Below are 23,938 nucleotides of genomic sequence, written 5' to 3'. Positions count from 1 at the left end.
CAGGTATTCCAAAGGATGTTGTTTCTCGTGCAAATGAAATTCTTGAAGAATTGGAAAAGCAAAGAACTGGAATGCAAAATGGAGAAGGCCTACCTTCTAACGCGCCAGTAAACATCCAATTAAAAATGTTTGACACCAGTGATCCAATTTATGAAAGGGTAAAAAATGAGCTTGACAAAATTGATATCAATGCACTCACTCCCATTGAAGCAATGATGAAACTTAATTATTTAAAAGGATTGTTAAGAAAAGACAAACAAAAAGACTAAAGATCTTTGCTCAGATCTACTTCTAAAGCTTCTCCAACATAAGAGTATGTAAGGAATATTTTTGTTTGAAACTGACCATCTTCACGAAATGATGTAAAAGAATAAACAAGGTTCACCAGCTTTCCTTTCCAAATCATTTCAGAAGTATATGAGTATCCACTTGTAGATCGATGAAAAGTATAACGCCCATAATTCTTAATCAATGCATTAAAAATATTTTCATTCTTCTGCCGATCCTGATCATCCAGTTTCACCTTCACCTTCACTAAATTATTATTCTTGAAGAATAACTCTAAGCTCTCTACTTCATAGCTTCCTATATTGATTTCACTCAGGTTTTTTAACTCATAGTGCCCATCAGAAACTTTCGTTGGATTGTATTTGTTATAGTTGCTTAATGGTGTGTTGAATTTGAAGTCTTGAAATCCAAACTTCTCATCTAAAAAGTCTGTATTTTGAGAAAACGCAACTGTGCTTGAAATAATTGAAATTAGTAGAATGGCTAAAAGTGTGTTAATCTTCCTCATCGAATGAATCTTTTTTTAAGGTTGTAAAAATACGGAAATAATAGGAACATCAAGGGTTTGATTTGTTTTTATCGCTAACGTATAAACAGAGGTAGTTATTGTAGATTCTGAATAATAAGTATAAAATAGGGAGGTGATTTATTGTGAATAACCGCTCAGGTTCAAGAAATTCTTATCGAGCGTTTCCCTTAAATGCTTCATACTAATGTCTGACTCAAGATGTCCATCGATAGCAAGAGCTATCTTCCCCGTTTCTTCAGATATCGAAATGGCTATAGCATCACTTTGTTCAGAAATGCCCAATGCGGCTCGATGTCGAAGCCCAAGGTGGTCGGGGAGGGTATTGTTTTCAGATACAGGCAATATACAAGAAGCGGCTCTGATTTTATTCTTTACAACAATAACAGCTCCATCATGCAATGGACTATTTTTATAAAAAATACTGTTTAATAATTTAACTGATAATTCACCATCTATTATTGTTCCTGTTGAGGCAAAGCCTTTTAATTCTGAGGATTTTGAAATAATAATTAGTGCTCCTGTCTTTGATTTTGACAGCTGACTGCACGCTTTAATCAGTTCTGAATAGTTCAATCCAATGGCTGGATTAATTTTCCAATTCCAGGGTAACAAATTAGTCAACTTAAATTTACTGACAAATATGCTTCTCTGTCCAATTATCAAAAGAAATTTTCGTATTTCCTGTTGAAAAACAATAAGAACCAAAATAACTCCTACACCAATAAATTGTCCCAAAATAGCATCAAGAAGCTTCATGTTAAGCATCTTAACTAACAACCAAAAAAAGTAAATGGATAGCAATCCAATAAAAATATTAGCTGCAATTGTTCCTTTTAAAAGTTTGTAGAGCAAATAAATTAGCAGGGCAACAAGAAGAATATCAACAACATCCAACAATCTAATGACTAAAAAATCAAGATGAATAGCTAAAATTGTATGTATAATCAACGACAAAATAAATTATTGCTTATTGGGATTCAAATACAAATCTACAAGTTTTATTGCTTCAACAGCTTCTTTTACATCATGTACTCTTAGAATTGAGGCTCCATTTAATATTGCTAATGTGTTAAGAGCAGTAGTCCCATTTAATGCATTATCGGGCTGTGTCTGTAATACATTGTAAATCATTGATTTTCTTGACAGGCCAACCATAATCGGATGATTGAGTGTTTCAAACAATGAAAGCTTGTTTAATAGTTCATAATTGTGATTTTGTCTTTTGCCAAATCCAAATCCCGGATCAATAATAATATCCTTAATTCCTATTTGATGTAAATAGTTAATTCTATTTGAGAAAAATTGTAAAACATCTTTTACCACATTTTGGTAGCTTGGATTTTCCTGCATGTTATCAGGTATTCCTTGCATATGCATTATGATGTAGGGAATATTTGATTTTGAAATTAAATGTGGCAAAGCAGGATCAATCACCCCTGCTCCAATATCATTAATCATATCGGCTCCTTCACCTATTGCTTTTTCTGCTACGCTGGCCCGAAAAGTATCAACCGATAAAATAGCCTCCGGAAAAATCCGCTTTATTTCTTTGATCACTGGAATTACTCGATTTAGCTCTTCCTCGATTGAAATTTCAATGGCTTTTGGACGAGAGGAGTACCCACCAACATCAATAATAGCTGCACCATCATTAAGCATTTGCTCAACCTTTGTTAAAATACTTGACATATTCGACAAGCGCCCTCCATCATAAAAAGAATCAGGAGTAAGGTTTAAAATACCCATCACACACTTCTTTTCAAGATCAAGCACTCCTCCTTTTATTTTTATCGTGTTATTTTTGTGCTGCAATATCATTCCATTAAATTTGTTTACTAATAATTTACGCAAGTGACCGATAAAACAAACTCTCAATATAGCAAACAGTCTGTCAAGGCCAGATCCATATTTGTAAACAAAAATAAAGATTATGGAACTTCTTGGCGCATTTTAAGAATTCCCAGCCTAATTGACCAGATTTATATAAAAACAGATCGCATTCGCAATATTGAAGAAGGAAAAATTCCGATGATAGAGGATGATACCCGATCAGAATATATTGGAATTATTAATTATTGCCTGATTACGCTAATTCAAATTGAGTTGGGTGAAACCAGTCAGGAAAACTTTCCTTTTGAGCAAGTTTTAGCTAAATATGATTTTTATCAAATGGAGGCTCAAAATTTGATGAATAAAAAGAATCATGATTATGGAGAGGCTTGGCGAAATATGTATGTTTCATCCTATACTGATTTAATTTTGACCAAAATTCTTCGCATTAAGCAAATTATTGAAAACGAAGGAAAGACTGAGGTATCTGAAGGTATAGAAGGAAATTTATATGATATGATCAATTATTCTTTTTTTGCATTGATAAAATTAACAGAAGCTCATGAAAATAAATAGCAAATTGCTCTTGGTAAGTCGAATAATTGTTGGTTTAACTTTTATTTTTTCCGGTTTTGTAAAAGCTGTCGATCCATCTGGCTGGATGATTAAGCTAACCGAATATTTCATAGCATTTAATATTGAAGGATTGCAACCAGCAGCAGTTGTTTTAACCTTTATTCTATGTTGCTATGAGGTTCCCTTAGGTGTTGGTATTCTATTTGGGTTAAGAGGAAAATTGATGTCATGGTTGCTACTACTTACCATGCTACCTTTTACCATCCTTACCTTTTATTTGGCCATAAGCAATCCTGTTTCTGATTGCGGATGCTTTGGCGATGCTATCATTCTAACAAACTGGGAAACTTTTTATAAGAATGTCATATTAATGGGTTTCACTATTATTATTTTCATATCCCGTAAAAACATTAAACCCATTTTTAAAGGATTTTGGGATTGGGGAGTCGTAATTATCAGCACATTGTTGATTGTGGTTATGAGCGTTTACTGTTATGCCTATTTACCCATTCTTGATTTTAGAGCCTATAAGGTTGGAAATGATGTAAAAGAGTTAATGACAATTCCAGAGGGCAAGACTGGAGATATCCTAAAAACCGTTTTGGTATATAAAGATTTAACAACCGGAGAATTAAAAGAGTTCGATGCATCGAATTTGCCAATGGACGAAAATTTAGAATATCTTGAAACGAAGCCAAATGAATTGGTTAAAAAAGGATATGATCCTCCAACAAAGTCATTCAAACTTGATGATTCAACAGGAGTTGAGGTTACCGATTTATTTTTAAATGAAAATGGTTATCGGCTGTTGATTGTACATCACAAACTTGAAAGTGAAGGCTCAAAAGCTCAAAAGAAACTCAATGAATTAGTTAACAACATCTTAAAAGACGGAAATGTTGGTGTGTGGGCAGTAACTTCTGCTTTGAATGAGGATGTCAAAACGTATATCAATAAGTATGAAGTTCCTTATTTCATGCACAGTGCAGATATCGTTTTACTAGAAACAATAATCCGTTCAAATCCTGGATTGTTATTATTCAAGGACAATGTTATCATCAAGAAATGGCCGAGCAAAAAAATTCCAAGCTATGAAAAACTAAATAGTTTGCTTTACAATTAAATTTCTCGAAAGGCATTTATCGTATCAACAAGCATTTCTTCAGTAAAATCAAGATGGGTTACTAATCGGATTGCATTTTTTCCAATGGCGTGCAACAATATACCTTTTTGCTTCATTTTATCTATAATTACTTCTTCCGAAATACTATCTGCCAGTTCAAAAATTACAATATTGGTGTCAACGGGTAATATTCTTTTAACAAAATGCAAGTTTGCAATTTCAATTCCTAGCTTTTTTGCATGATGATGATCTTCTTTTAAGCGAGCAATATTATTGTCAAGGGCATATATGCCAGCTGCAGCTAAATAACCAGACTGACGCATGCATCCTCCGAAGACCTTACGAATCCTTCTGGCCTTTTGCATAAATGCATCATCACCCAAAAGCAGAGAGCCTACAGGGGCTCCTAAGCCTTTGGAAAGGCAAATAGAGATTGAGTCAAACAAATGACCATAATCTGCAGCTTTTTGCGGTGTTTCTGCTAATGCATTGAAAAGTCTGGCGCCATCTAAGTGGAAGGGCAAATTATACTCTTTACAAACCTGTTTTATCTTTATCAATTCCTGAAAATCATAGAATGAACCTCCACCTCTATTTGTTGTATTTTCCACAGCAACTAGTTTGCTTGCTGCAAAATGAATGTTATCTGGATTGATATTATCAATTACATCCTGAGCCATAAATCGGCCTCTGTCGCCTTCTATAAGTCTGACCGAAACTCCTGAATTGAAAGCGATACCTCCACCTTCAAAATTATATATATGAGAAGCCCTATCACAAATCACTTCATCTCCAGGTGCTGTATGTACTTTAATTGCAATTTGATTTGTCATGGTTCCTGATGGACAAAAAACAGCAGCTTGCATGTCGAACATTTTCGCAGCTTTTTCTTCCAGTTCGTTAACGCTAGGGTCTTCTCCCCATACATCATCCCCAACTTTTGCACTCATCATTGCCTCAAGCATTCCGGCAGTTGGTTTGGTTAAAGTATCACTTCTTAAGTCTATCATTATTTTGTTCGTTGGTAAAAAAATCTTATTCTCTATTTTTGACACTTCAAAATTAATAGAATGGTTTTTAGTAGTACCATTTTCATTTTTTATTTCTTACCAGCAACATTTGTAGTTTACTTTATCAGTCCTTACAAATGGAAAAATCTTGTATTACTATTATCAAGCACATTTTTCTTTGCCTGGGGAGCTCCAGAATTTATTTTCATATTGCTTGTTTCAATAACAGCCGACTATTATTTAGCTAATTTTTTATTCTCTAGTACAAATAAGCAGCGAAAGAAAAGCTTGTTGCTTCTTTCCATATTTCTTAATTTAGGATTACTCATCTATTTCAAATATGCTAATTTTTTCGTTGATAACTTCAACAGTATATTGAACGAGTTTGGAGCAATAAATGTGAAATGGACAGCCATAGTGCTACCCATTGGCATCTCATTTTTTACTTTTCAAAAACTAAGTTATGTGCTGGATGTTTTCAGAATGAAAAAAGAGCCCTTAAAAAAATGGACTGATTTTGCTCTTTACATATTGCTTTTCCCGCAACTTATCGCAGGACCTATTATTCGTTACACCCAAATAGCTGATCAGTTAATTGACAGAAAGGCAATGCTAACTATTGACAACGCGCTTTTAGGATTTAGGCGATTTATTATCGGTTTGTCAAAGAAAATGTTAATAGCAAATGCATTGGGACAACAGGTGGATTTGGCTTTTAGCAATGGAATTGAAAATTTAGGAAGCCTGTCCAGTTGGATTATTATCATTGCCTATGCCTTGCAGATATATTTTGACTTTTCTGGTTATTCCGATATGGCTATTGGAATTGGTCGCATGCTTGGGTTTAAAATTCCTGAAAACTTTAAGAATCCATACATTGCTAAAGACATTATTGATTTTTGGCGAAGATGGCACATTACACTTACCAATTGGTTTCGAGATTACTTGTTTTTTCCTTTGGCATTTTCAATTTCAAACAAATTACAAAAGCCAAAATATCTACAACTAAAGACTGATTATTGGATTTATTTTTTCGCAGCGCTTATAACTTTCGGGTTAACAGGTTTCTGGCATGGAGCATCTTGGAGCTTTTTGTTATGGGGGCTATACCATGGTGCATGGTTGGTCATAAATCGCTTTTTACTTAAAAAATTCTTTAAAAGAATTGGCAAAACAAGTTCGATACTAATCACTTTTATTATTGTGCTTATTGGGTGGGTTCTGTTTCGTGCTGAAAATATGAATGAAGCAGTTGTTTTTCTATCTCAAATGTTTTCATTGGAGACTTCCAGCCTAATATTTCCATTTTCATTTTGGCTCATTTTGACCATTGGTATATTAATTTCATTTGTCCCTGCATTTGGAAAGATGGAAAGCTTTTTCGAAAACATACGTTCTGAAGACAAGAGATTGCCATTCTTTGTTATCCGTTATACAATTACAGCCATGTTGTTAATCCTTTGCATGTCTGAGATCGTTTCCACAGGATTTAACCCATTTATTTATTTTAGGTTTTGATTAGTAGGAAATCAAAACATATCGCCCTGATTATACTTTCAACAATTTTGTTGGTCTCCATATTGGTTCAACCACTTGGTTTTGTTAAAATAAAAAGCCTGAAAGGCTATTTTGTGGCTCCTAAGGATTCTACTTTTTCAACAAAATCCTGGTTTGATGGAAGCTTTCAAAGCACCAAAGAGGAGCGATTAAAACATACTTTAAGAACAAGACCATTATTGGTTCGAACATACAATCAAATCTGGTATTGGCTAGATGGTTATATCTCAGCCAGAAATGTTGCTATCGGGGAAAATGGTTACTATTATGAAAAGCATTATATCGCAGCTTATTTAGGTTTGGATTTTATTGGAGAAGACAGTATCACAAAGAAAGTATCCGAATTTCAGAGACTTGTTGACACTTTAAAGACAAAAGGAGTTTCAACTCTCCTTTTATTGGCACCCGGCAAGGTTACAGTATTGCCTGAGTACATACCTCAAGAGTTTTCTCATCTCAAAAGAAAAACGACTAATTATGATGTTTTTTCGAAGAAATTACACGAATCAACAATTCCGTATATTGATTTTAACAACTATTTTATCTCTATAAAAGACAGCGTTCAATATCCAATATATCCAAAAGGAGGAACACATTGGAGTATTTATGGATCCTTTCTGGCAGTTGATACAATGTTAACCTACATCGAGTATTTAACCAAAATGGATTTGCCTGATTATAACTATCCTGTTTTTGACATTACAAGCAAACCACGAAGTTCCGATAATGACATTGCTAAAGCCACGAATAGAATATGGTTGAATGAAAAAGAGAAACTTCTATATCCTTATTTAGCCGTTATTGACGATTCAACAAAAACAAAACCTTGCTTACTTACAGTAGGAGACAGTTATTACTGGATGTTGGTTAATAGCGGTATTCAAAAACAATTTTTTACAGATTTTAATTTTTGGTACTATTTCAAGGAGAATTTCAGTTCGAATTCAAATGATATTCAAATGGTATCAAGCTATCCTAACCTGAAACATCAAATTGAGAAAAGAGATATTATCATTTTAATAATTACAGATGGCAATTTAAATGAATTTAGCTGGGGATTTACTGAAAAAATACTTGAATTATATGATAATTAAGAATTGGGGAGTAAGTAAAAATTAAGTCCATTTTGAATTTTCCTTCTAATAGCTCCCTGTTCAATCATATTATTTAATAAAAGCAATGCCTCTTCTTTTGATATTGTCAAAATTTGACTGATATCTTCCTCACTACATGGTCTTCTTGTTATTGCATCTAATATCGAGGTGTGGAAATCTTGTTCCAGTTTGTTAATATGTTTTGTTTCAGATTGTCTTGATACAATTTCAACCGTAAATGGCTTGAAAAAATCTTTAATTTCAAGCAATCTGGTGTAAGAGGCTGTATTTAAATTTGCTTGTGTACCTGGTCTGTCTAGGGTGTTAATTTGAATTTTGTCAGGCTTTATTTTCTCAATGGCTTTTTTTACTGCTATTAGTTCGTTTTCCATATCATTAATTCCCTGTAAAACAAAGAATTCAAGCCACATTTTTCCTTTAAAAACTTTGTTAAATAACGCTAGTCCATTAATTACATTTTCAATTTTAATATTTGCTACAGGTCTGTTTATCTTCTGAAATACCTCTTGACTTGCAGCATCAAGTGATGGGAGAATTAAGTCTACATTTTCAACTTCTTTTCGTAATATCTCACTCTCAAAAAGCAGGCTATTTGTTATTAAAGCAGTTTTATAAGTGGGATAATTTGCTTTAAGAAACTGAATAATTTTGCCAATAGACGAATTTAGAGTAGGTTCACCAGCTCCTGAAAATGTGATATAATCCAAATTTGGGTTTTCGGACAAATAGGTATTTAGTTCATCAATAATCCCTTTCGACAATACATATTCTCGTCTTTCGTTTGTATGCTTGTTTGTTTTGCCGCTTTCACAGTATAGGCAATTCAAATTACAAACCTTGTGAGGAACAAGGTCTACCCCTAAAGATATGCCTAGTCTTCGAGAAGGGATCGGTCCAAATAGGTATTTAAATGCCATTAATAGTGATACTTAAGATGCTAAATCTAGCAAACAAATGTTATTGAACCTGATTTGGAATTATAATAGATTTAATTTTTGGGATATCATCCTCTTGCCTGTGTTAATACGAATAATATATACTCCAGAAGCTAAATTCGGACTCATCTTTATTAGATGTGTATTTGATACCTCTGATCTATATACCTCTTTTCCAAACAGATCAAAAAGAACAATATCATGAATTTCGGCATTTAAACCAGTACGAATATAAATATCCTTTTCATTGGAGTAAATCAGATATTCTTCATCAGTAGCATCCTCATCAAGACCAGTTTGTTGCTTATAGATTTCGCCATAAGGCAATAAATGTATGAGGAAACGATTTGTATGATCTGATTTTTTAGCACTAAAATCATATTTAGCCTTTATCTTTAGGTTCGTAACAGTCCCTGTAAATAGATCTTCCAAATAAACTTCTGCTTGTTCATCATAATGTGATAAGTCACAATCAATAGTATACAAGCCATCCTCTCCAATTTGTGCATGAAGTGGAATTGATTTGGTCGTATTTGATGAAGGAATAGCGTTGATGGAAAACTTGATTAAGCTCTCGTTTTCAGTATAAATCTGAGGATGAGAGGGAATCAGGCTAAAAAATTTATAGGCATCGTAAGCGCCATCAAATTCTTCAGTAGACTCCGGATTAAAGCGGATTAAAGCTTCATTGGTGCTACTTGCTCCTGTTATTTTGAAACGCAATTCGTTGCTATTGTACTCCGATCGAAGCTCTCTATTAGTTGTTGCCCGAACACTATTGGTCATTCCCAATGTTGTTGCGGCTGTGCAAATAACAAAAAATCCTTGTGTAGGTGGTATGTATCTTGATCCTCCATCGGTACCCGTTCCACCACCCATTACATAAACCTCAGCTTTAAGCGATGTTGGATTCCATACATAAATAGCACTGTTTACATTTGTTCGGCTCCAACCTATAGGTGCATCCCAATCAATTGCTGATGGGTATGGGTTTCCAACCAGATTGTAACCTTGTCCTGCTATACTGTTATAGGTTAATGCTATGTTATTAGTACCTGTTGTAAAGGTTCCGTTGAAGGTTACCGTAGTATCTCCGGTATTAGGATAATACACATCATAACCTTTCAACTTGGTTAAAGTTTGTCCACTTATTATTGGATTCCAAGTGGCTGTAGGTTCGTTGTAATAATATAATGCAGAACCTCTGAAAAGATCTGAAGAAGCACTTGTAATAGGTAGAGAGAAATAATGCCATTTATTCTGAGAAAACTGTCGTTCAAGCTTCATGGTGCCGGTTATGGTTCCATTATCAATAAAAGAACCTATATCGCCTGCAGAATTTGACTTTACTGTAACTGTACCGGAATTAATAAAATTACCCGAAAGCGTTAAGGAGCCTGTTGGTTTAATTGTTACTGTAGCTCCATACACATTAACCTTAGCTGCTTCATAGTTATCATCGACTAAAATATTATGAAGAATATAAACCGGAGCCCATGAGGAATTCGGAATTGTTCCATTTTTCCATGAGCTGGTAGCACTCCAGTTAGAAGCACCTGCTTGTGTTTGAAAAGGCATGGGAACTGTTGAGGCTACCCAAACACCGCTTGTCATATTCAGTAATGTCCCATCTAAAGCGGCATTTCCTTCCAAATTATCGGTTATAACTCCCGATGACTCACTAAACCGATAATAGGCAATTAATCCGGTAGCATAAGGGGAGATTTCAGCATACATATTGCTCCTGATATGGCTCTCGCTTCTTTCTGTACTCCAAATTCGAACTTCTTCAAGCAAACCATCATAATTTGTACTGGCGGGCGCATCACCAAACACCATATCATCTGTATTTGAAACAGAGCCACCTGTAAATAATAAGCTTGACCCTATTTGTACGCCATCTTCATAAAACAGTAAATATTCAAATGAAACTCCAATATTTTTGCGAACAACTGCAATATGATGCCAGGTATTATCAGACAAATCTCTGGCATTAGACGGAATGCCTGTTGATCCATTTATAGTACAATTGATTTTACCATTTCCATCTAAAAAAATATACCAACCTGTTGTATGTGTATTGTTAATTTTTGATAAGAGTGCTGTGCTTTTAGTACTCGTTCTAATCCAAAACTCGATTGTAAATGAATTGGTCCCAAAATTAATATTTGAGTGATCTGTAATGTTGACATAATCATCTACACCATCAAAATCCAGACAATTTCCTTGGGGGAACACAGGAGCTGCAAAAAAAAGCATAATTCCTGTAATAATATATAATTTGAGTTTCATAACTATTCTAATGAGAGTAAAACATCCAACAGACATCTTGCCAGAACTATCAGTTGCTGAATGTCAAAAACTTAATGCATTTCAAATATAGCTAATTTCTCCAATACATAGAAAGTTTTCCACCATTTGAAATTAAAATATATGCATTAATCTTCTATAAAGATCATTTTTATCAATTTTAAGTCTTGATATTTTAGTTCTATTTTTGCAGCCATAAAAGAACTAATATATGATGAAAGGGATAGTTGCAACAGATCTGGATGGAACCTTGTTCAATTCATCGAATAAAATTAGTAAAACAGATTTGAAAACACTAAATTATTTGAAGTATAATGGCTTCGTACGAGTTATTGCAACAGGGCGATCAATGTATTCTTTAAATAAAGCCACTTCAGCCAATTTGCCCATTGATTATGTTGTTTTTTCTTCTGGCGCAGGTGTTTACGATTGGAAGCAGAAAAAAGTAATATACTCGACAAACCTCAGTCCTGATGAAACTAAAATGTCATTTGAACAATTACTGCAATACCAGGTTGATTTTTCTATTCAAAACAAAATCCCTGAGAATCATCGATATGAATACCTGAAAAAAACACACAATTCAAATCCTGATTTTGAAAGAAGAAATCAGCTTTACACAAATTTTTCAAGTGAAATAACTGTTGACGAGTTTGTTGCTAAAGAATCTTGTCAGCTATTGGCTATCACTGAAAAAGAAAAGGGGCTAAAAATGATAGAGGAATTATCTCTATCTTTAAGTGATTTGAAAATCATCCGTTCTACTTCTCCTATTGATAACAAATCGCTTTGGATCGAAATATTCTCCAAAAATGTATCGAAAGCTTCGGGTTTAGACTATTTAGCCAATCTGTTAAATATTGATTCTAAAAAAGTTATGGCTATTGGAAATGATTATAATGATATAGACATGCTGAAATGGGCAGAAAAATCATTTGTTGTTGAAAATGCTCCTGTTGACATCAAGAGGAATTTTAAAGTAGTCGGCTCTCATAACAATTCTGGGTTTAGTGAAGCTGTTGAAATTTGGTTAATATCAAATAGCCTTATATGAAATTTGTTCGAACAATCTATTACAGTATACATAAAATCATTTTCCTGATTTTTATTTCTTTAAATCCTAAAATAAAAACTGGACATATATCAAAAGAGCATCTGGATGACTTGAATCTGGATAAAAAAATTCTTGTCGATTTTCAAAAAATTGGAGTGGCAATTCAAAACATTGTTGTTTCACCATTGGCATATAAGGATTATATTAGCAAAACTAATTATCCAAATAGTTATTATGGGGGTGGAAATGATAACAGCCAAAATTTTATTGAAAAAACATTAGAGCATTATGTGTCTTTTCAATTTCTCAATCTGAAATCAGACAATGTTTTTATTGATATTGCAGCCTGTACCTCTCCTTTTTACCAAATTGTCAAAAAAAAATACAATCTTAAAAATGCATATCAACAAGATTTGGTTTTTATAAAAGGACTTCATGGAGATAAAATAGGAGGTTATGCCTCAGAAATTCCATTTGAAGGTCAAAGTGTTGATGCTGTAACGCTGCATTGTTCTTTGGAGCATTTTGAAGGAAATTCAGATGTTGATTTTTTTAAAGAGATGGAAAGAATACTTAAGCCAGGGGGCAAAATAATTGTTCTGCCTTTTTACCTTGCTTACGAATACACCATTCATTTAGATCCTGCTTTTAATTTACTAAAATTCCACAAGTCTAAAGTGGATAGAAAAGCAAATATCCGGTATTGTGATTGGCGACAATATTTTTCAAGACACTATGATGTGAAAACTTTACAAACAAGAGTTCTGGAAAAGGTTCCTGATCTTGAACTGACTATTTATCAACTCAGTAACTATAAAGATATTCACCCATCTTGCTACCTTCGATTTATAGGTGTGTTTACAAAAAAGTAACAAAAAACAGTTTACCTACGTCTTAATATTGCATTGATTTCCTTACCGTGAGAAAAATAGCAATAATTATTATTTTAACTCTTCTATTGGAACAAAACGCAGTATCTCAGGTTGATTCTTTGAAGAGTTGTGCTAAAATTAATAGAATTATTGTAGCTGATATTAGTAAAATCCCCCTAAACAATGTTCATATTTATAATGTTAGATCCGGCAATGGCAAGGTAAGCGATGCATTTGGCCGCTTTAATATATTTGTAAAAACACAGGATAGCATTATTCTGTCTAGAATGGGTTGCAAAAAATTAATAATTATCATAAATCCTTATATCTGTTCAATAATAAACGACACAATTATCATGTATAGGGACACCATGCTTCTGACAGAAACAAGTATTTCTCCTTACAAAAACTGGCAAGCCTTTAAACAGGAATTTATTGAAGTTGACCTAAGGGGAAGCAAACAAGAAAAAAATATTATTACCGGAGTAACCCAGTATGAGGGTCCTTTCATTCCCCAAAAACCAACTTTAATGAATAATCCGGTAAGTTATATTTATAAGCGTTACAATAAACAAGGGCGAATTAATCATAAACTGCTTAAAATAAGAGACAATCGAAAAAGCAAATTCAGCAACTAGTTGTTAGCTTGCATTGCGATCAATTAATACATTCAAAATTTCTATTGCTGCTTTCGCAATGTTTGTTCCTGGGCCAAAAATGCCAACTGTTCCTTTATTATACAGAAACTCATAGTCCTGATGTGGTATAACACCACCAACAATGACAAGAATGTCTTGCCTTCCAGCTTTCTTTAATTCCTCAATAACTTTAGGAACAAGGGTTTTATGACCTGCTGCCAAACTTGAAACACCTAGTATATGAACATCATTTTCCACTGCCTGTCGTGCAGCTTCTTCTGGCGTTTGAAATAAGGGTCCAATGTCCACATCAAAGCCCAGGTCAGCAAAACTCGTTGCAATAACCTTTGCTCCACGATCGTGCCCATCTTGGCCCATTTTGGCTATCATTATTCGAGGTCTTCTCCCATCGGTTACCGCAAACTTATCGGCCAGCATCTGGGCTTCCTTAAAATCTTTGTTATTAGTCATAACTGATGAATATACGCCTGAAATAGACTTAATTGGAGGAGAATATCTATTAAATATTTTTTCACATGCAAAAGAAATTTCACCCAAAGTAGCTTTTTTACGAGCTGCATCAACAGCTAATTCCAGTAAGTTTCCACTACCTGTTTTGCAGCACAATGTAATTGCTTGAAGCGACTCTTCCACTTCTTGTTGATTCCTACTTGCCTTCAAAGCCTTTATACGCTTTATCTGATTTTCACGTACAGCACTATTGTCTACTTCCAGCGTGTCGAGTGGAGCTTCTTTATCAAGCTTGAACTTATTAACACCAACGATGGTATCAATATCTGAGTCAATTCGAGCCTGTTTTCGAGCTGATGCTTCTTCAATCTTCATTTTGGGTAGGCCAGTGTCAATTGCTTTTGCCATTCCCCCCAGCTCTTCTACTTCTTCAATTAATTTCCATGCTTTTTGAGCAATGTCATGTGTTAGTTTCTCAATATAATAGGAGCCTGCCCAAGGATCAACTGCTTTACAAATATTTGTTTCTTCCTGTAAATAAATTTGGGTGTTTCGGGCAATACGAGCAGAAAAATCTGTTGGCAATGCTATGGCCTCATCCAAAGCATTGGTATGCAATGATTGCGTATGACCCAAAGCTGCTCCCATTGCTTCCACACACGTTCTGGCTACATTGTTAAACGGATCTTGTTCTGTAAGGCTCCATCCAGACGTTTGACAGTGCGTCCTCAACGCCATTGACTTCGGATTTTTCGGATTAAATTTTTTCACTATTTTGGCCCACAACATTCTAGCAGCCCGCATTTTAGCTATTTCCATGAAGTGGTTCATCCCAACTCCCCAAAAGAAAGATAATCGTGGTGCAAAAGTGTCAATATCCATCCCTGCATTTACTCCGGTTCGCAAATATTCCCAACCATCTGCTAGTGTGTATGCTAACTCAATATCAGCTGTTGCACCAGCCTCTTGCATATGATAGCCGCTTATGCTGATGGAATTGAATTTGGGCATATTGTTAGTGGTGTATTCAAAAATATCTGCAATAATTTTCATAGAAGGAACTGGGGGATAGATATAGGTGTTCCTTACCATAAATTCTTTTAATATGTCATTTTGAATGGTTCCACTTAATTGGTCAAGAGGAACACCTTGCTCTTCGGCAGCCAAAATATAAAAAGCCATTATTGGCAATACAGCTCCATTCATCGTCATAGAGACTGACATTTTATCCAAAGGTATTTGGTCAAATAGAATGCGCATATCCAAAATAGAATCGATTGCAACTCCAGCTTTTCCAACATCTCCCTCAACACGTGCATGATCTGAATCATAACCCCTGTGCGTGGCCAGATCGAATGCTACAGACAAACCTTTTTGTCCGGCAGCCAGATTTCTCCTATAAAAAGCATTGGACTCTTCAGCAGTTGAAAATCCAGCATATTGCCTTACAGTCCACGGCCTCATTACATACATGGTGGAATAAGGTCCATGCAAAAACGGAGGTATTCCTGCAGCATAATTTAAATGCTCCAAATCATTCAAATCGTCCTGCATATAATAAGGACTTATTTTAATTTGCTCTGAAGGAAGCCAATGCTCTGAACTTTTTACAGATTTTGAATCGGAGCCTTTTGCTGATTTATATGATATATTTTGAAAATTTGGTCTCATTGTTTCCGTTTTTGCTCACTTAGTCAATAATGTCAAATAGTTGTTGATACTTGGAAAGGCTTTCAAGATGGTTGGTTTTGAGGTGAATAAAATCAAACACCCCGTTGTTGTTAAGTTCTTCAATGCCTTCCTTCGGATAACCAGCAATAATGAGTTTTGAATTAGAAACTGATTTCGATAGCGATCCACTGATCTGTTTGCAATATTGCAAATACTCATCATCCGAACTGCAAATGACAATTAAATCGGCTTTTTGTTTATAGGCGGCCTCTATTCCATTTTCAATCGTAGAGAAACGCGCATTTTCAATTATTTCAAATCCTGCACATCCAAAGAAATTTCTGCTAAATATCTGTCGTGCAGATGCCATGGCAGGATTCCCTATAGGCAATATGAAAACAATCGGTAATTTGTTTCCTGCCAATACATGCTTTTCAGTTTTTAATCGCAATTTTTCAAAGGGCAGCGCTTTACGAATTGGGCTTATCCTTTCTATCCGACTATCTTCTATTTTCGTATTTATAGCTTCAACCTCAATGCTTTTAAGAATTTTTTCAGAACTATTTGGATATAAACTTGCCCCAAGCACTGGTTCTTTCTTCTTGGAAACTAATTCTTCTCGTTTTTTAACCGTTTGTTTTATCTGATTCTGTATTATTCCCTTTTCAATTGACTCTAAAAAACCACCCTCTTTCTCGATTAACTGAAATAGTTCCCATGCAGTTTGTGCTAGTTTATGGGTTATGGTTTCAACGTAATAGGATCCTGAGGATGGATCTGCAACCTTGTCCAAATACGATTCTTCTTTAAGTAGTAGCTGAACATTCCTTGCTATTCGACTTGAAAACTCATTAGGATTATTTGTTAATTGATCAAAAGGCCTCACTTCCAGCGAATCGACTCCTCCTATGATGGCAGACATTGCCTCCGTGGTTGAGCGCAGCATGTTGGTATGAGAGTCGTACATGCTCTTGTTAAAGTTCGAAGTTTCGCCATGAATAAATACCTTACATGTTTCATCGCTTTTGGGTGCGTACAGTTCAATTATTCTTGACCATAACATCCTGGCAGCCCTGATTTTGGCTAACTCTATAAAATAATCACCTCCAATTCCAAAAGAGAGCTGCATAAAGGGTGTAATTTTCTGAATAGGAAGTTCCTGTTCTGTTAACATCGATAAATATTCCACTCCTAAGGATAAAACATATGCCAGTTCTTGCGAGGCGGTAGCGCCAGCATTATGAAAATCCTGCCCCTTGATTGTAATTCCTCTAAAATTGGGCATGTGCGTATCAAGTGTATCGATCAACTCGTATAACCGTCTCTTGATTGTGTCAGGATTATCTGGATAATCACCTAGTGAAAGTATTGATCCATACGGATCCGCTTCAAAATTGCCTCGGATTTTTGTTTTATCAAAATCATTGTTAACGGCAAACTCTGTTAGCAGATTGCGCAAATAGCGGTTGCACTCCTGCTTAAAAAAGCCAACGCTAATTTCATGAAGATCAATTGAACTAAGTAATGTACTTAATTGTTGAAGGCTTTTAATTTCACTGGCATTAAAACAAACATAGTTTACACCGCCTTTTATGGCATTAAGGGCTATTAAATTAGCTTTTTCCGGATTAGTATCGGTAATACGCTGGTGAATTTCCCATTTTTTTTGAGGACTATTTCCACGTGTAAATGGAAAGCTACCCGGCTGTATGTCAATATCATTTAATGAACTTAGATCCTCTGATCTATAGTATGGTTCCAGCATAAAACCATCCAATGTAGTCCAACACAATTTTTTTTCGTAATCCTGACCTTTAAGGTCTTTCAGCACCAGTTCTTCCCATTTTTCTGTTGAAATAGGAGGAAATTCTTCAAATAATTTGTGATTATTACCCATATTATGGCCATATAATTAATACAAAATAGTGTAAATACAGGCTGTTAGTTAATAAACAGCTGCTGTAATCGGCTTCAAATCTAAGTAATCAATATTATCCTCTAATTAATTTTTGCAAAAACTAATATTAATGCACTATTTTTGTGCTTAATTGGATTAGTTCTAAAATACTTATATCGAGCAATTTAGCATCATGTTTACAATGGGAAATGATATTACTAACAGACCTTGTCTGGCAGATTTAAAGAGAGGAGATAGGGCTGAAATTCTCAATTCAGAAGCAAAGGGAGAGATACGAAAGCGATTGATGGATATGGGTTTAATAAAAGGAGTTGAGATATTGGTTATCAGGAAGGCTCCCTTAGGAGATCCTGTCGAAATAAAAATCAATGGCTTTTTACTTAGTCTTCGTTTAGAAGAAGCTCGATTTATTTATGTAAAAGCTTTATAAAGTAATACTAATACAAAATAATTTTTCATTTTATGGACAATTCCCGTGTGATAACAATTGCGTTAGCAGGTAATCCAAATTCAGGGAAAACATCGCTATTTAATGCAATTGTTGGTGCCAATCAAAAAGTGGGAAATTTTAGCGGGGTTACTGTCGAAAAGGTTCAGGGCAGCCTGAAATATAAAGGTTACAAAATTAACTTTATCGACTTACCCGGCACCTATTCTCTTACGGCCTACTCTCCTGAAGAAGTTGTTGCAAGGAATTTTATTACAGACAAAAAACCAGATATCGTAATCAATGTAATTGATGGCTCAAATCTGGAGCGAAACCTTTACCTGACTACACAACTGATGGAATTGGAAAAGGATTTCATCATTGCCCTGAATATGTATGATGAGGTTCAAAAGAAAAAAATCGAAATAAATTTTGATCTTTTTGAGAGCCTTCTGGGTACACGAATAATACCCACCTCTGCCAAACACAAAACAGGTATTAACGACATTTTAGATGCCATTGTAAACATAATTGAGGAAAAGTTTCAACCAAAATTCAAAGCTCAGTATCAACATGAAATTGATAATAGAGTAGAAAAGTTATGCGAAACACTTCTACAAGATGAAGAGCTATCGGCAAAATATGCTGCCAGATGGTTAGCCGTTAAACTTTTTGAAAACGACAAATTGGTCTATGATCTGGTATTTAAACGACCAATATGGATTAAGGTTTACAGTCAACTTGTAGAGGCAAATAAGTTTTTTGAATCCAAGTTTGGAGAAGATGCCGAAGTGATAATAACAGAAAACAGGCATGCTTTCATAAAAGGAGCCTTAAAAGAAGCTGTTAAATTCAATACACAAAAGCAAAGAAATTATTCTGAATTATTAGATAAGATACTCATCAATCGGATTACAGGTATTCCTGTTTTCTTCCTGACCATGTGGGCTATATTCCAAATGGTATTTAAACTAGGAGAGTATCCTATGCAATGGATAGAGTCTATATTCCACTTTCTAGGGGATATAGCCAATAGCACCATTGAAAACGAAACCTTACGCTCTCTGCTTGTTGAGGGTGTGATTGGAGGTGTTGGAGGTGTATTGGTGTTCCTGCCCAATATCATGCTTTTATTTTTGGCCTTAGCTTTTCTGGAAGGTACGGGTTATATGGCTCGTGCAGCTTTTGTTATTGATAAGGTAATGCATTCTTTTGGCCTGCACGGAAAATCCGCTATTTCCATGATAACAGGCTTTGGCTGTTCTGTTCCAGCATTTATGTCAACCCGAACATTAAAAAGCAAAAGCGACCGAATTACAACTTTGCTGATCATCCCCTTTATGAGTTGTGGAGCTAAATTGCCAGTTTATATCCTAATAATCGGAGCATTTTTTAAAGTTTCGGTTGCGGGGAATGTGTTATTTGCCATTTATCTGGTGGGTATTTTTATAGCACTTTTTTCTGCGAAACTTTTTAAGGCAACCATTTTCAAAGGCGATTCAGAGCCATTTGTAATGGAGCTGCCACCTTACAGATTTCCTACTCCAAAGAGCTTAATGTGGCAAATGTGGCATAAAGCTTCGATGTATTTAAAAAAAGCTGCCACCATTATTTTAATTGCCTCCGTCATAATTTGGCTAGGAAGTAACTTTCCTCAAAGTGAGAAAATCACGGATCACTATACAGCTCTTGAGCAACAGGTTTTACAAAGCGATGCCCACACCCTTGAATTGAAAGAAAGCTATTTGGCTAAATTAGCAAAAGAGCGAGATAGTGAACAAATGCAGTTCTCCTTAATCGGTCGACTTGGAAAGTTTATTGAACCTGCAATCAAGCCATTGGGGTTTGACTGGCGATTGGGCATTAGTCTGGTTTCAGGAATTGCTGGAAAAGAAATTGTTGTTTCGACAATTGCCACTATTTTTTCTCTTGGAGATTCTGAATACACTGGGAACAAAAGTTTACAGGAAAAATTAAGAAATGATGATGCCTACTCGGTAGCAACTGCTATATCGTTCTTGTTGTTTGTCCTTCTTTACATTCCATGTATTGCTGCAACTACTGTTTTTCATCGAGAAGCTCAAAAATGGAAATATACCATTATTTATATCGCATTTTCGATGGGAATTGCCTGGATTTTTGCTTTTGCAGGTTTTCAAATAACAAGTCTATTTTTATGATATTGCCTTATTGAGGAAAGCATTAAAATCCTTCATAATTCTGAATTTTTCTATAACATTGTTTAGCAAGTCTTTTGACAACACTTCTGTGTCTGATAATTTTTGAAAAACAGTGAAACTTTTAAATTTCAAAAACTCAATATCTTCAAAATCAGGATCAAAGCCTTTGGGTGGCCTACTCAGTTTGTCTCCTTGTAAATTGCCAAAAACATCCTGAAATTGTTTGTCCTCCAATATATTTTTGAATTCTTGCGGATTACTAAAAATCTCCTCTCTTATTTTTTTTAGAGAATCTGCCTGTGGCATATGATTTCCTCCACCAACAAAGGAATTTCCCGGCTCAATGTGCAAGTAGTATCCGGCATTATTTGATTTTTTACCTCCGGGAACAAAAAACAAACCCATATTTGTTTTATAGGGCGTTTTGTCTTTTGAAAAGCGAATATCCCGATAAATTCGAAACATGGTATCCTTTGGCTTGAGTTCTGAAATACTGCTATCAAAAACACTGATTCCAGAAATTAATAATTGTGAGAATTCTTCAAAATATGATTTTATCGATTCAAATTCTTTTTTATTATCATTAAACCACTCACGGTTATTATTACTTGAGAGTCGTTTTAAATATGATATTGCCTGATCCATGTATATTTATTTATTAATTGTTAAAAGAATAATGGCAAAAAATGCAAGAACAATTCCAATCCAGTTTATTTTATTGACCTTTTCTCTAAATAGCAGCAACGCTGCAAATACTGATAAAGCAACAACACCAATATGATTGATCCCAAACACCGATGAACTTTCATATCCACTTTTGTTCAAAGCTTTGATAATAAAGAATATAGAGCCAAAATTACATATACCCAATGCGATTCCCAAAAGGAGATTTCCTTTAGAGACTATTGTACTAATTTTATTTTTGCGAAAAAAAAGTATGGACAAACCAATTAGAAAGGCAATAAAAAACAATAAAGTAGAAAAGCTTGGCAATAGCTCATCAGTCAAATAAGTATCTTGAGCATATTTAACCAAACTGTCAATAAGCCCGGTTCCCAGAAAAATAATGAGTGGCAGCAGAATTGAGTTTTTATCTGCTGCATGCTTTTTCTTTTTATACACTGACAATATAACTGAGAGAACGGCTAATACAATACCCCAAACTTTAAGCTGATTTACATATTCGTTAAAGAACAGAATAGAAAAAGAGATTGGAATAATAACAGAAAGACGACTGGCAATAGTTGTTGGATTTATCCCTGCTTTTTGAACAGATAGGCTCATTAAATGAAACATCAGGATAAACAAGGTACCAATAACAACTGAAAGCAACATCCAGGTTTGTGGTTCCGTAAACAAATAAGAAATAGTATTTCCTGCCAAACTCAGACCTAATAAGCTTGCCACTAAATAGTTAATGACTATAATATGAAATGTATTTCCATTAAACCTTGATACTGATTTAAAGATAAGATTAATTGCAGTAGAGGAAAGAATGCAAAGGACTAGATATATCACACTTTAATTTTCAGCTAATTTATTACTATTCCATTAATTGAGTATGCTATCAAAAAAAATGAGTTAAAGTCGGCTGGGTGCCAGACTTTAACTCACCAAAAAACTACTCTTCTCTTCACCTAACAAATTACAACTTGTGTGCCAAAAGCCTGCTTGTTTAAAATAATTATAAATAAAGTTATATAATCGTCAGCACAAACAGGCAATTAAGTACCTAATATTGTTGTCTGAACAAATTGATTTTACTGGAAAGAATAATTTAAACCTAATTTTTTATCCTAAATAATTGATCTATAATTACTATCCTAATTTTTCATAATTGTTTGACAAACGAAAGCAATCAATTTTTGATTATTTCCTTTTTTCGGATATTTTTTCCTAAAACAATAATTTGAGACTATTATTTTGATTCTTTTCTGGACTTCGACCTACTGTGATCAAATTGTGAGTATATATTCAAAGGATTTTTGGTTTCAATTACCACAACTCCTCCAAGTATATCACCATATTCGGCAGGAATCCCTCCTATTAACACCCGCATTTCCTGAATTGTGCTCATTTGCACAGCTAAATCTCCTCTAATTTTCATTCCATCAACAATATAAACCATACTTTCGGGCCTGTTAGCCTGAATACTTCCATTTAATACGCCTGGGGTAAGATCTAAAATTTCAACGAAATCGGAAATTGGAGCTTTTTTAAGTTCTTCTCCTGTTAATACAATTCCTCCTCCTACATCCTGATCAATAAGGACTTTTCTAAAAACTGGAATTTCTACAAGAGGAGCTGTATAATCACCTTTTGATAGTACAATATCAAATTTGGTGATTTTTGATCCACTGATTAATAGTTCAGCCATCATGTACTGTTTGTAACTCATGTGTGTTGCACCAATATCGTATTTACCAAGTTTAATTGGTGAAATAGAATAGTATCCGTCTGCATCGGTGCTGCTTCCGGCAATCTGATTCCCATTTTGAAAAATAACAACATTAGCGAGTTCAATTGGAGCTCCACTTGCTGAATCAATTATTTGACCACTTAAAGTGCCAAACGATGACTGCGAATAAACTGGCAATACAGAACAAAAAGCTAAGGTTAATAAGAGAAACGTTTTGGTTTTCATAATCGTGATTTTAAGGTTAGAAAAATGAATAACAACTTAAAAATACGACTTGACAGAACTGAAAACAAGCTCTATTTAGCGTTAGGGTATTCTTGCAATGAAATGTCCATGCTTGACTTAGCAATAGAAACACATATGCAAATAGTAGTGAAGTTCTATAATAGGAAACCTATTGTAATGGAATATAGATATCTGTTTTCAAATCTTCTGGTTTAACTTCATCAGGCTGATTCAGATATTTTTCCAAACAAGGCAACTCTCTAAGTTGTTCTCCACTTTCTGGAAGCCATTCCTGAATAATATATGCGTAGCTTTTCTCAAAATTTTCATAAGGCCCATTGTGTCTGAATATCGCATATTTCCCTCCTTCTATCTCCTTATATCCAACCTCTCCTTCTGGTTTAGCTTCTTTACGTATACTTACACATGCATCATAACGCAATTTTTCAGTTTCAGTTATTCCGGGATCGTCATGGCTGATACCAATAAACTGAGTATTAAATCCAAATAATTTATTTTTTTGTGCAAACAAACAAACTTTTTCCCAAGCCTGACCTATACCGTCTCCTTTATAAGGACCTATGGTTGTCACATAAATTACTTTTTGAGGTTTTACATTTTTGATTTTACATTTTAACTTCATCATGGTATTTTGTGTATTAAGACCGTTGCATGGTAAATGTGGATAAACACGAGCAAAAAACGAATCCAAGAACCTGTTAATCAGCGCGATAGATTGTATATTTGTAGTATGAAATTACAAAAAGCCCTATCATTGGCAGACAGTATT

At 34.6% G+C, this 23,938-nt stretch carries 22 protein-coding genes; 10 read left to right on the top strand and 12 right to left on the bottom strand.

Features of this window, described 5'->3' with window-relative positions:
* Nucleotides 1-269: hypothetical protein (locus tag HOG71_05440; protein ID MBT5990278.1), on the top strand; the 269-nt coding region annotated here is incomplete at its 5' end.
* On the opposite strand, the gene HOG71_05435 is transcribed toward HOG71_05440, so the two are convergent.
* The 3 genes from HOG71_05435 to folP form a co-directional block, all read right to left on the bottom strand.
* On the bottom strand, nucleotides 266-796 hold the full coding sequence (locus HOG71_05435; protein ID MBT5990277.1) for a hypothetical protein: 531 nt from the start codon (nucleotides 794-796) through the stop codon (nucleotides 266-268). The genes HOG71_05440 and HOG71_05435 overlap by 4 nt on opposite strands.
* Before the next feature lie 138 nt (nucleotides 797-934).
* Nucleotides 935-1,741, bottom strand: a complete 807-nt coding sequence (locus tag HOG71_05430) for a TIGR00159 family protein (protein MBT5990276.1) — start codon at nucleotides 1,739-1,741, stop codon at nucleotides 935-937.
* Between the two features lie 36 nt (nucleotides 1,742-1,777).
* The gene (gene folP, locus HOG71_05425) at nucleotides 1,778-2,635 is read right to left on the bottom strand and encodes a dihydropteroate synthase (GenBank protein MBT5990275.1); all 858 of its coding nucleotides are present in this window, start codon (nucleotides 2,633-2,635) and stop codon (nucleotides 1,778-1,780) included.
* A gap of 33 nt (nucleotides 2,636-2,668) precedes the next feature.
* Between folP and HOG71_05420 the strand changes: the two genes are divergently transcribed.
* Together HOG71_05420 and HOG71_05415 are read left to right on the top strand one after the other, a co-directional pair.
* The gene (locus HOG71_05420) at nucleotides 2,669-3,223 is read left to right on the top strand and encodes a DUF1599 domain-containing protein (GenBank protein MBT5990274.1); all 555 of its coding nucleotides are present in this window, start codon (nucleotides 2,669-2,671) and stop codon (nucleotides 3,221-3,223) included.
* Nucleotides 3,210-4,346 carry a DoxX family protein gene (locus HOG71_05415; GenBank protein ID MBT5990273.1) on the top strand — a complete coding sequence of 379 codons (1,137 nt, stop codon included), beginning with the start codon at nucleotides 3,210-3,212 and terminating at the stop codon, nucleotides 4,344-4,346. Before HOG71_05420 ends, HOG71_05415 begins: the two co-directional genes overlap by 14 nt.
* Here the strand turns inward: HOG71_05415 and HOG71_05410 are convergent.
* On the bottom strand, nucleotides 4,343-5,356 hold the full coding sequence (locus HOG71_05410; GenBank protein MBT5990272.1) for an aminotransferase class I/II-fold pyridoxal phosphate-dependent enzyme: 1,014 nt from the start codon (nucleotides 5,354-5,356) through the stop codon (nucleotides 4,343-4,345). The genes HOG71_05415 and HOG71_05410 overlap by 4 nt on opposite strands.
* 60 nt (nucleotides 5,357-5,416) lie before the next feature.
* Here HOG71_05410 and HOG71_05405 point away from each other — a divergent pair, with 60 nt between their 5' ends.
* Nucleotides 5,417-6,874, top strand: a complete 1,458-nt coding sequence (locus HOG71_05405) for an MBOAT family protein (protein ID MBT5990271.1) — start codon at nucleotides 5,417-5,419, stop codon at nucleotides 6,872-6,874.
* Entirely contained in the window at nucleotides 6,871-8,007 is a 1,137-nt protein-coding gene (locus tag HOG71_05400; protein ID MBT5990270.1) for a hypothetical protein, read from the top strand. The genes HOG71_05405 and HOG71_05400 overlap by 4 nt, the downstream gene beginning before the upstream one ends.
* Here the strand turns inward: HOG71_05400 and HOG71_05395 are convergent.
* Entirely contained in the window at nucleotides 8,004-8,945 is a 942-nt protein-coding gene (locus tag HOG71_05395; protein MBT5990269.1) for a radical SAM protein, read from the bottom strand. The genes HOG71_05400 and HOG71_05395 overlap by 4 nt on opposite strands.
* 60 nt (nucleotides 8,946-9,005) lie before the next feature.
* Nucleotides 9,006-11,255, bottom strand: a complete 2,250-nt coding sequence (locus HOG71_05390; GenBank protein MBT5990268.1) for a T9SS type A sorting domain-containing protein — start codon at nucleotides 11,253-11,255, stop codon at nucleotides 9,006-9,008.
* Between the two features lie 229 nt (nucleotides 11,256-11,484).
* Between HOG71_05390 and HOG71_05385 the strand changes: the two genes are divergently transcribed.
* The 3 genes from HOG71_05385 to HOG71_05375 are packed head-to-tail and all read left to right on the top strand — an operon-like array spanning nucleotide 11,485 to nucleotide 13,837.
* A complete protein-coding gene (locus HOG71_05385) occupies nucleotides 11,485-12,327 on the top strand; it encodes an HAD family phosphatase (GenBank protein MBT5990267.1) in 843 nt (280 codons plus the stop codon).
* Entirely contained in the window at nucleotides 12,324-13,199 is an 876-nt protein-coding gene (locus tag HOG71_05380) for a class I SAM-dependent methyltransferase (GenBank protein ID MBT5990266.1), read from the top strand. The genes HOG71_05385 and HOG71_05380 overlap by 4 nt, the downstream gene beginning before the upstream one ends.
* Before the next feature lie 47 nt (nucleotides 13,200-13,246).
* A complete protein-coding gene (locus HOG71_05375) occupies nucleotides 13,247-13,837 on the top strand; it encodes a hypothetical protein (GenBank protein MBT5990265.1) in 591 nt (196 codons plus the stop codon).
* A gap of 3 nt (nucleotides 13,838-13,840) precedes the next feature.
* On the opposite strand, the gene scpA is transcribed toward HOG71_05375, so the two are convergent.
* Both scpA and HOG71_05365 read right to left on the bottom strand, forming a co-directional pair.
* Nucleotides 13,841-15,979, bottom strand: a complete 2,139-nt coding sequence (scpA, locus tag HOG71_05370; protein ID MBT5990264.1) for a methylmalonyl-CoA mutase — start codon at nucleotides 15,977-15,979, stop codon at nucleotides 13,841-13,843.
* A gap of 19 nt (nucleotides 15,980-15,998) precedes the next feature.
* A complete protein-coding gene (locus tag HOG71_05365; protein ID MBT5990263.1) occupies nucleotides 15,999-17,876 on the bottom strand; it encodes a methylmalonyl-CoA mutase small subunit in 1,878 nt (625 codons plus the stop codon).
* A 202-nt stretch (nucleotides 17,877-18,078) separates the two neighbouring features.
* Between HOG71_05365 and HOG71_05360 the strand changes: the two genes are divergently transcribed.
* On the top strand, nucleotides 18,079-18,327 hold the full coding sequence (locus tag HOG71_05360) for a ferrous iron transport protein A (protein ID MBT5990262.1): 249 nt from the start codon (nucleotides 18,079-18,081) through the stop codon (nucleotides 18,325-18,327).
* 32 nt (nucleotides 18,328-18,359) lie between these two features.
* The gene (feoB, locus tag HOG71_05355) at nucleotides 18,360-20,504 is read left to right on the top strand and encodes a ferrous iron transport protein B (protein ID MBT5990261.1); all 2,145 of its coding nucleotides are present in this window, start codon (nucleotides 18,360-18,362) and stop codon (nucleotides 20,502-20,504) included.
* Here the strand turns inward: feoB and HOG71_05350 are convergent.
* From HOG71_05350 to HOG71_05335, 4 genes are all read right to left on the bottom strand, one after another.
* Entirely contained in the window at nucleotides 20,499-21,149 is a 651-nt protein-coding gene (locus HOG71_05350; protein ID MBT5990260.1) for a DUF2461 domain-containing protein, read from the bottom strand. The genes feoB and HOG71_05350 overlap by 6 nt on opposite strands.
* A gap of 6 nt (nucleotides 21,150-21,155) precedes the next feature.
* The gene (locus HOG71_05345; protein MBT5990259.1) at nucleotides 21,156-22,022 is read right to left on the bottom strand and encodes an EamA family transporter; all 867 of its coding nucleotides are present in this window, start codon (nucleotides 22,020-22,022) and stop codon (nucleotides 21,156-21,158) included.
* Nucleotides 22,023-22,422: 400 nt separating this feature from the next.
* Entirely contained in the window at nucleotides 22,423-23,148 is a 726-nt protein-coding gene (locus HOG71_05340) for a hypothetical protein (GenBank protein MBT5990258.1), read from the bottom strand.
* 169 nt (nucleotides 23,149-23,317) lie between these two features.
* Nucleotides 23,318-23,794, bottom strand: coding sequence for a GyrI-like domain-containing protein (locus HOG71_05335; GenBank protein ID MBT5990257.1), 477 nt, complete (start codon nucleotides 23,792-23,794; stop codon nucleotides 23,318-23,320).
* Between the last annotated feature and the right edge of the window lie 144 nt (nucleotides 23,795-23,938).

Source organism: Bacteroidota bacterium (genome assembly GCA_018698135.1).
Lineage (GTDB): Bacteria > Bacteroidota > Bacteroidia > CAILMK01 > JAAYUY01 > JABINZ01.
Note: the sequence above shows the minus strand (reverse complement) of the source record. Positions and strands in the feature narration are given on the sequence as shown.

Excerpts from the sequence above, each read along its gene's own strand:
- HOG71_05435 (MBT5990277.1), bottom strand. The coding sequence starts at position 796 with ATGAGGAAGATTAACACACTTTTAGCCATTCTACTAATTTCAATTATT.
- folP (MBT5990275.1), bottom strand. The coding sequence starts at position 2,635 with ATGATATTGCAGCACAAAAATAACACGATAAAAATAAAAGGAGGAGTG.
- HOG71_05415 (MBT5990273.1), top strand. The coding sequence starts at position 3,210 with ATGAAAATAAATAGCAAATTGCTCTTGGTAAGTCGAATAATTGTTGGT.
- HOG71_05410 (MBT5990272.1), bottom strand. The coding sequence starts at position 5,356 with ATGATAGACTTAAGAAGTGATACTTTAACCAAACCAACTGCCGGAATG.
- HOG71_05405 (MBT5990271.1), top strand. The coding sequence starts at position 5,417 with ATGGTTTTTAGTAGTACCATTTTCATTTTTTATTTCTTACCAGCAACA.
- HOG71_05395 (MBT5990269.1), bottom strand. The coding sequence starts at position 8,945 with ATGGCATTTAAATACCTATTTGGACCGATCCCTTCTCGAAGACTAGGC.
- HOG71_05390 (MBT5990268.1), bottom strand. The coding sequence starts at position 11,255 with ATGAAACTCAAATTATATATTATTACAGGAATTATGCTTTTTTTTGCA.
- HOG71_05385 (MBT5990267.1), top strand. The coding sequence starts at position 11,485 with ATGATGAAAGGGATAGTTGCAACAGATCTGGATGGAACCTTGTTCAAT.
- HOG71_05380 (MBT5990266.1), top strand. The coding sequence starts at position 12,324 with ATGAAATTTGTTCGAACAATCTATTACAGTATACATAAAATCATTTTC.
- scpA (MBT5990264.1), bottom strand. The coding sequence starts at position 15,979 with ATGAGACCAAATTTTCAAAATATATCATATAAATCAGCAAAAGGCTCC.
- HOG71_05365 (MBT5990263.1), bottom strand. The coding sequence starts at position 17,876 with ATGGGTAATAATCACAAATTATTTGAAGAATTTCCTCCTATTTCAACA.
- HOG71_05360 (MBT5990262.1), top strand. The coding sequence starts at position 18,079 with ATGGGAAATGATATTACTAACAGACCTTGTCTGGCAGATTTAAAGAGA.
- feoB (MBT5990261.1), top strand. The coding sequence starts at position 18,360 with ATGGACAATTCCCGTGTGATAACAATTGCGTTAGCAGGTAATCCAAAT.
- HOG71_05350 (MBT5990260.1), bottom strand. The coding sequence starts at position 21,149 with ATGGATCAGGCAATATCATATTTAAAACGACTCTCAAGTAATAATAAC.
- HOG71_05340 (MBT5990258.1), bottom strand. The coding sequence starts at position 23,148 with ATGAAAACCAAAACGTTTCTCTTATTAACCTTAGCTTTTTGTTCTGTA.
- HOG71_05335 (MBT5990257.1), bottom strand. The coding sequence starts at position 23,794 with ATGATGAAGTTAAAATGTAAAATCAAAAATGTAAAACCTCAAAAAGTA.